Raw genomic sequence first — 6,546 nt, forward strand, 5'->3', positions numbered from 1 at the left:
ATCTATAAGAAAGGTAGTGGATGAATTAAAAGACAAATGGGCAATTACTCTTAAAGATGAAATATCAGGCAATTCCTTAAAATTACTCCTCGATAAAAAACCGCACTAATTGGCAAACTCGGGAAAGTTTGAAAACCTTGTACAGAGCGGCGGGGAGGCGAAATTTGTCATCGCGGAGGGATTGGTCCGCGTGAACGGCGAGGTTGAAACAAGAAAAAGGAAAAAGATTTTCGCGGGTGATATCATCGACTATAAGGGCGAAAAATTAAAGATTGTCAGGCAGGGGCGTAATTAACTGCGCCCAAAACGAACCAAAAGGGCGTGATAAATCACGCCCCTACGAGATTAATTCCAGCAGGCTCACAACCTCGATGTGGCTTGTCTGCGGGAACATATCTATCGGCTGGACCTTTTTCAATTCATACCCGAAACCTTTAAGTATCACAATGTCCCTTGCCAGCGTGGAAGGATTGCAGGAAACATAAACGATCTTTTTGATCTTATGCCGGCCTGTCAATTCTAAAATATCAGGGTGGCAGCCGACGCGCGGTGGATCGAGTATTATCGTGTCAGGAATAATTTCCTTTAGTAATTTCGGCAGTTTCTTTTCCGTCTTTCCCTGTATGGACACAAAATTTTTTATCCCGTTTATTAAGGCGTTTTGGGACGCGATTTCGCTTGCCTCGTAACCTTCTTCAAAACCGTAAACCCTGGCCGCTTTTCCCGCGAGAAAAACCGAGAAAAAACCAACGCCTGAAAAACAATCAAAAAAAACTTCGTCCTTTTCCGCGCCGGAATAATTTATAACTGTTTCCGCCATTTTCTCAAGCAATGACCTGTTTGTCTGGAAAAATGAATTTATAGGCACGAAAAATTTCGTGCCCATGACATGGTAATTCAATATCTTTTTTTTATCCGTTATCGTCGAATACGCTTCTCCGCTGTCATCTAATATAATACGGAATGAGGACGACAGGGGTTCATCTTTCTTTTTTAAATTTTTATAGTATTCATTTATTTTATCCTCTCCCAGCATACAATTGTCCACCCCGACAATTGTTTTATTATTATATGTGTAAAAACCAGTGGTGTTTTGGAGAGAATGAAATTCCAGGAGCCTTCTATAATTATACGTTTCAGGGGAAGGAATAAGAGACCCCACAGGCAAATCTATTTTCGCGATGTGCTTGATTGTTTCACCCACCTGTTTTCTTTTTATATCCAGCTGGTGGTTATAATCGATATGCTGGTATTGACACCCGGCGCATTCAGAATAATACGGGCAGGGAGGGTCAATCCTGAAAGGCGATTTTCCCTCTATACTTATTAGTTTCGCTTTGAGAAAATTTTTTCTTTCTTCCATAATTTCAACCTCAACAGTTTCCCCGTCAACAACATTTCTGATAAACACAACACGGTTATTCACCCGGGCTATACCTTCTCCCCCAAATGCGATAGATTCTATTTTTACATTTATTCTTTTGCCTGTTTCCATCAAACTCCCGTCTATTTTTTATATTGACTATGTTTTTTTTATATATTATAATGCTATCTTCTCGAAATAGAAGGAAAATTTATTGATAAAAAAAGGGGGGCAAACATGGGTTGGATTAAGGAAAATCTTAAAACTGTAATTATTGTTGTAGTGGTTGCCGGTATTGTCGCTTTCTACGGGGGGATAAAAGTGGCTGATATGCCGTTTTTCTGCGGTATGTTGTGCCATGAAATGCAGCCTCACGTTGATTCTTTAAAGGCCAATTTTCACGCGAAAAAAGGCGTAATTTGCATGGACTGCCATTCACACCAGGGGTTTTTTAATCATGCCATGGAACATATCAAATCCCTCGCGCTTTTAGGCGGGCATTTCAGCAAGGCCTATTTAGAGGATGAATTTGATTTGCATAAAAATGTCCAGGGTTTTAACAAGGAAGAAATGGATTTTAAACATAAAAACAAGGAGGAACAGGAAAAAATTGCAAAGGAATGTTTAAAATGCCATCCGGCCCGCATGGTTGGTTCATATTTCATGTTCCAGCCTGAACATAAAGATACAATGATAAATGAGAATTGTCACAGGTGCCACGAAGAGGTTGTCAAAACAGGAGAAAAAGATTTAGAAAAGGCAAAAGCCTTGCTCGCGGCTGAAACAGAAAAACCTGTCGCAATCGGGAACGTGCATCCTATTCATATAGGAAAAGATATTTTATGCACCAATTGCCATAACAGGGTAGTCCACAGCGTTAACCCTTCCATTATGATGATCGGGATGGATAACTGTATGAAATGCCACAACGGGGACAAAGCGCCGAAGGTTGATTGCAAGGGTTGCCACAACGGGCCTAAAAACCTTTTCGCGGGAACAGGGGCGAAAGATGTAAAAGGTTCCGCGGATTACATGGCCGAGCAGGATTGCACGGGATGCCATAATGAGGCAGAGGCATTTAAATACAGCGATGAATTATGCACCGGGTGCCATGATGAAGAATATGCAAAGACAAGACAAGAATGGCAGGCCGCCTACGCCGATAACATGACAAAAGCCGCTGAGGGTTATAATGTTTTGAGGGAAGGGTTTGAAAAAGCGAAAGCGGAAGGCAAAGTCACGCCTGAGACAGAGGAAAAATTCAAGAAGCTTGAATATAATTATAACTTCGTGTCAATGGACAGGAGCAAGGGGGTACATAACAGCGAATATTCGAACAGCATATTCAGTGATATTGGCACAAAGGTAAATGAATTAAAAGAGACATTAAAATAAGAAGTATTTTAAAGAAAAACAAAAAGCCATCCGCCTCAGGCGGATGGCTTTTTTAATTACCCTTTGTTTAAAACCAAATCATATTTTCTATATGGCCCTCTAAATTTATCTTTTTATCCTGCCTTTTTACCTCAAAATTATAAAAAGAAATATTCGATGCATTTTTTTCATTTAATCCCACCAACACCTGTTTCCCGTCCGGCGAGAACTGTGTAAAATCACCTTCTGCCAATTCAGTAATTTTTGAACCGTTCAGCTTCATTGTAATTACCTGCCCGTCACCAACAAATAACATATCATCCCCGCCGGGGGACAGAAAAAGCTGTGTAATCTTTGTAAAAAGATGTGAAATACCTGTAACATTCTGGTCATATTCCACATAGTTAATTTTCCCGAATTTAGTCATACTGATAGTCCCTGATTTTACCGGTTTACCCGATGGTATTATAGGTAAAGCGAAGATTTTTTCACCGCCTTCCCATGAAACGTTTTGTATAAAGAAAAGGAATTCTTCTTTCGCGTCTATTGTAAAAATATTTTTTCCCGATGATTTGGCCTGCGCGCCGTTTGTAAGGCGGATTAATGTCGGGACCTGGACGCCTATATCAAAAATGCAAATGTCAGGGTTTCCTGAAAAATCCGCAAGAAACGCTATTGCTTTCCCTGATGGCAAAAACTGCGGTAAATGATTGGCTGCTTTTTCGGGGTTTGGGATCCGGATATCTTCCTGTGTGATTATCGCGTCCTCAAAATATTTTAAATCACTTTCTATAAAAATTTCAGGATAAGTCTGGTTAGGCAAAGAAAATTCATAGGCAAGAAATTGCCCGTCCGGGGAAAAAGCGCAATTGTTCAAACTGAAAGGCCTTTGATATTTTGAAATATAATCAAGCTCTTTCCCGTTAATGTCAATAAACGATATTTGTGAAATAGGGACTTTTTGGCTGGAACTAACCGCTGGGACCTGGATAGCAATAAATTCCCCGTTATGTGTAACTGAGGGATTTAATGATAATTCGCCCGAGGTCTCAAATATTTTTTTCCGGGAGAAATCATTCGGGTCAATTAACATCAAACTGCGGTTTTTTCCCTGTTTTAATTCAAGTATTATTTTATTTGCTTTTTTTGCAGGGAATTTTGATAAATAATATCCTTCATTTTTGCTCTGCTGGGTCTTCACTGTCATTTTCACTGATTTGGCAATACGCTTAAATGACCCCTTGGGTTTAAGATATTGAAAAAATATAAGGGTGCTGAAAAGAATTATCAATGATATTATAATTAATTCCGGTAAAAATTTTTTCATACTGGATTTCCTTTAATAAATATATTTTTTTATTTAAGCTATGCGCCGGTAAATACTATTCTTGCTAATCCTACAAGGCCGGCATTTTCGCCTAACCTGGCATGCACTATCTTCAATTTTTTAACGGCGTCAGGAAACGCCCTTTTTTTGGTTTCAGAACGAATAGCCCCAAAAAGCTTTTGCCCTAACCCCGCGATCCCGCCGCCGATCACAATCATCCCTGGATTCAAGAAATTTGCTATATCTGCGGTAACTATTCCGATTTGCCTGCCAATGTCTTCAATGATCCTTTTGGCATTTTTATCGTTTGCTTTTGCGAGAACACCTAGTTTTTCAGGAGAACCCCTCTCTCCCAGCAATTTTTCCATCTCATCTTCTATTGCCTGCCGCCCGACATATCTTTCTAAACAACCGGTATTGCCGCAGTTACATTCTATTCCCTTTGGTTCAATCGTAATATGTCCTATTTCTCCCGCCATCCCGTCCGCCCCGTGAAAAATCCTGCCGTCCAAAATAATCCCTCCGCCAACACCGGTCCCTAACGTAATACAAACCATGCTTTTCGATTTTTTCCCCGCCCCCAGCCAATATTCTCCTAAGGCGGCGGCATTAGCATCATTCTCAATAAAAACCGGCTGTTTCCATGTTACAGATATTATCTTCCTGATTGGGACGTTAAACCAGCCGGGAAGGTTCGGAGGAGTAGAGACTATCCCTTTTTTTATATTTACCGGGCCCGGGCACCCGACCGCAACACCGGAAATATATTTCAGCAAATATTTCTTATTTGTAAAAAGTTTTTTTTGCTGCTTAATTATTTTCCTTATAACATAATCTTTGCCTTTTTGTGCTTCTGTAGGCGCGCTATTTGAATATATTATCCTGCCGCTTTCGTTAATTAACGCGCATTTTATAAAAGTCCCGCCAAGGTCCGTAACTAAAGCAAGCTTTTTGCCCATTATTAAATTCCCAGGTCTAAACTCAATCCGTAACTTTGCATCTCACCAAAATCAGCTTCAGCGCAAAGGCTTAAAATTAACATATTAAACTTTAACCCGACAAACTGTCTAAATCCCGTGCTTGTCGTATTCGCAAGAGACAAAGAAGAACTTTTAACAGAGAGTTCTGATTGATCAAAACTGATACCGGCATACGGAGTAATTATTCCTAGACCCTTACTAACCGAGGCCCCGTAGCTTAAAGAATTCAAATCGAAGTTTTTTCCGCCGCTTAAAACAGAATAGGCCAGAAATAAATTTACCGCAGGCGTTACTAAAGATCCTGCAAGCGGGGCATAGCTTATTTCTCCTCCCATGAGTGATAAACCTGTATTTGGCGCTATTCCTCCGCGCAGCCCAACATCAATACTAAAGGGAAGCCCTTTTTTAACATGTGCCACTGGAAGTGCCAGATAAGACGGTGTGCTCCATGTATTATCCAGTTTACTCCACAGCGACTTATCATCCAGTTTAACAGCGGTTGCTTCGATTCCCGCGTTAAAACCGATTAATCCTAACGGATTGGCGCCTTTATACTGTCTCCGGGCCAGTAAAAACCCAATCTGTTTCCCAAAAGAATCCAGCTCTTGCTGTGCAAAGTTAGCTATGCTTAATTCCGCCGCGCTAGAGGCAGAAACAAATAACAAAAAACATATTATGGATAGAAAACTGTTTTTTAAAAATTTCATAAATTTTATCCTCCTTTTTATTTATATATTTGAGTTTGATTATATCACACAAATAAATTTTTGTGAATTTTTTCGACCGCTAATTTTCAATTTTGATAGTTGACAATAAGAACAAAAAAATATAAAACAGCAGAATATGCTGTTAATTTTGCTTGTTAGGTAGGATGGGCCTGCTGGGCAAGACAAAAAATAAAAGGGGGATAAATGATATTAAGGAAAAGTTTTTTTACAGGATTGGTATCTGTATTTTTATTGGTTTGGCTGTTTAAAACAACATACGCGATTTCATATAATCCAACCGCGGATTTTAGTATTACCAACGGCAACCCGAACGGGGTCTGATCTTATGGCTGGATGCCAACGGATTTCAGCACGTTCAATCCTTATACAGCTTCTCAAATGAATCTTTCTTCACCTCAATGGTATAGAGAGCCGGCGTCATGGGATTATACGCCTATGATTTGGCGCATTGATGATGCTTATGTGCGAAACGGTGTTGCCCCGGGCCAGCTTTCTTTGCATCCTGGAAGCGGATTTGAAGCATCAGTATTACGTTTTACAGCGCCAACAGACGGCCTATAATCATATTTGTAATTAGATAAAACCAATTTTCAATAAAATATAGTATTGCTATTTAGTAAAATTATGATTAGAATTAAGAAAATTTTAGATAATGTCAAAATAGGTATGAAAGGAATGAAAGTTTTGAAACGGGGTAAATTTTAGATTTCTCCCTTTAGAAAAGGGAGATTAAGAGGGATTTGAGAGAATTGGCAAGTGTATTTAACACGATAA

At 39.6% G+C, this 6,546-nt stretch carries 8 protein-coding genes; 4 read left to right on the forward strand and 4 right to left on the reverse strand.

Going from position 1 to position 6,546, the window contains the following annotated elements; translation table 11 throughout:
• The first annotated feature begins 109 nt into the window (after positions 1-109).
• On the forward strand, positions 110-295 hold the full coding sequence (locus AB1498_03655) for an RNA-binding S4 domain-containing protein (GenBank protein MEW6087374.1): 186 nt from the start codon (positions 110-112) through the stop codon (positions 293-295).
• A 42-nt stretch (positions 296-337) separates the two neighbouring features.
• Here the strand turns inward: AB1498_03655 and AB1498_03660 are convergent, their stop codons facing one another.
• The gene (locus AB1498_03660) at positions 338-1,495 is read right to left on the reverse strand and encodes a class I SAM-dependent RNA methyltransferase (GenBank protein ID MEW6087375.1); all 1,158 of its coding nucleotides are present in this window, start codon (positions 1,493-1,495) and stop codon (positions 338-340) included.
• 105 nt (positions 1,496-1,600) lie between these two features.
• Here AB1498_03660 and AB1498_03665 point away from each other — a divergent pair, with 105 nt between their 5' ends.
• Positions 1,601-2,758 carry a cytochrome c3 family protein gene (locus AB1498_03665; protein MEW6087376.1) on the forward strand — a complete coding sequence of 386 codons (1,158 nt, stop codon included), beginning with the start codon at positions 1,601-1,603 and terminating at the stop codon, positions 2,756-2,758.
• 67 nt (positions 2,759-2,825) lie between these two features.
• On the opposite strand, the gene AB1498_03670 is transcribed toward AB1498_03665, so the two are convergent.
• Genes AB1498_03670 through AB1498_03680 form a run of 3 tightly spaced genes read right to left on the reverse strand, consistent with a single transcriptional unit; the run spans position 2,826 to position 5,751 of the window.
• Positions 2,826-4,064 carry a hypothetical protein gene (locus tag AB1498_03670; protein ID MEW6087377.1) on the reverse strand — a complete coding sequence of 413 codons (1,239 nt, stop codon included), beginning with the start codon at positions 4,062-4,064 and terminating at the stop codon, positions 2,826-2,828.
• A 38-nt stretch (positions 4,065-4,102) separates the two neighbouring features.
• A complete protein-coding gene (locus AB1498_03675) occupies positions 4,103-5,023 on the reverse strand; it encodes an ROK family protein (GenBank protein MEW6087378.1) in 921 nt (306 codons plus the stop codon).
• Positions 5,024-5,025: 2 nt separating this feature from the next.
• Entirely contained in the window at positions 5,026-5,751 is a 726-nt protein-coding gene (locus AB1498_03680) for a hypothetical protein (protein MEW6087379.1), read from the reverse strand.
• A gap of 204 nt (positions 5,752-5,955) precedes the next feature.
• On the opposite strand from AB1498_03680, the gene AB1498_03685 reads away from it, so the two are divergent.
• The gene (locus AB1498_03685) at positions 5,956-6,093 is read left to right on the forward strand and encodes a hypothetical protein (protein ID MEW6087380.1); all 138 of its coding nucleotides are present in this window, start codon (positions 5,956-5,958) and stop codon (positions 6,091-6,093) included.
• A 12-nt stretch (positions 6,094-6,105) separates the two neighbouring features.
• Positions 6,106-6,333 carry a hypothetical protein gene (locus tag AB1498_03690; protein MEW6087381.1) on the forward strand — a complete coding sequence of 76 codons (228 nt, stop codon included), beginning with the start codon at positions 6,106-6,108 and terminating at the stop codon, positions 6,331-6,333.
• Positions 6,334-6,546: the final 213 nt, after the last annotated feature.

This window comes from bacterium (assembly GCA_040754625.1).
Classification (GTDB): Bacteria; JACRDZ01; JAQUKH01; order JAQUKH01; family JAQUKH01; genus JAQUKH01.

Coding starts and splice junctions, on each gene's coding strand:
- AB1498_03660 (MEW6087375.1), bottom strand. CDS start 1,495: ATGGAAACAGGCAAAAGAATAAATGTAAAAATAGAATCTATCGCATTT.
- AB1498_03665 (MEW6087376.1), top strand. CDS start 1,601: ATGGGTTGGATTAAGGAAAATCTTAAAACTGTAATTATTGTTGTAGTG.
- AB1498_03670 (MEW6087377.1), bottom strand. CDS start 4,064: ATGAAAAAATTTTTACCGGAATTAATTATAATATCATTGATAATTCTT.
- AB1498_03675 (MEW6087378.1), bottom strand. CDS start 5,023: ATGGGCAAAAAGCTTGCTTTAGTTACGGACCTTGGCGGGACTTTTATA.
- AB1498_03680 (MEW6087379.1), bottom strand. CDS start 5,751: ATGAAATTTTTAAAAAACAGTTTTCTATCCATAATATGTTTTTTGTTA.
- AB1498_03685 (MEW6087380.1), top strand. CDS start 5,956: ATGATATTAAGGAAAAGTTTTTTTACAGGATTGGTATCTGTATTTTTA.
- AB1498_03690 (MEW6087381.1), top strand. CDS start 6,106: ATGCCAACGGATTTCAGCACGTTCAATCCTTATACAGCTTCTCAAATG.